General features: G+C 46.8%; 1 protein-coding gene. It reads right to left on the reverse strand.

What is annotated here, in order from left to right; genetic code table 11:
- Positions 1 to 876 (reverse strand): methyl-accepting chemotaxis protein (locus R8N47_RS24255; RefSeq protein WP_318185983.1); only part of this gene is annotated, 876 nt, incomplete at both ends.

Raw genomic sequence — 876 nt, forward strand, 5'->3', positions numbered from 1 at the left:
TTGTTGAATCTTGAGTACGGCCAGCAAGAGTACGAACTTCGTCCGCTACAACAGCAAAGCCACGGCCCGATTCACCAGCGCGCGCTGCTTCAATAGCGGCGTTAAGAGCAAGCAAGTTTGTTTGATCTGCGATATCACGGATAACATCAACCACAACGTTGATTTGGTTCGATTGCTGTTCAAGCTCTGAAACTGTATCACCAGCAGCGCCGATAACATTTGCTACTTCACCAATCGCATCAACCATGCTTTGTGTTTCACGCACACCAAGTTGTGTACGGTGGTTTGCATCGTTTGCTTGGCTCGCTGACTCTTCCGTGTTGCGTGCAACGTCGGCTACCGCAGCTTTCATTTCCGTCATTGCTGTTGCAACGTGCGTGATTTGTAGCTGTTGGTCTTTCATGCCAGAAGCAGAAAGCTCAGAGATTTGGTTCATCTCTTCTACTGCACTGCTCAATTGCGTTACAGCGGCAATAACGTTGTCGATAACTTGGCGTAGGTCGTTTTGCATCTTAGTCGTTGCATCTGCCAACTCGCCCAGTTCATCGTTACCAATCAATTTACGATCGATGTCTTTAGAAAGGTCACCTTTTGCAATCGAGTTTGCTTGTTCCACAACAAGTTGTAGTGGGCCACAAATCAAACGCGTTAGAACAAGCGTCATAACAATCATGATCACTAGAATGGTCACGTTGCTCGCGATGGATGAGCTGCTCAAACCGTTCACTGAAGAAAGGATGTGATTTTTGTTGCTGTCCATTGCGACTTTCAACAAGCGGATTAGCTCGTTTAGATCAGAATCGACGGCTTCGAAGTCGTTTAAAGAGTTAGATAGAACAGCGAGCGCTTCGGTTTTGTTGCCTGCTAACATCGACT

The sequence above is a fragment of the Vibrio sp. 2132-1 genome, assembly GCF_033344315.1.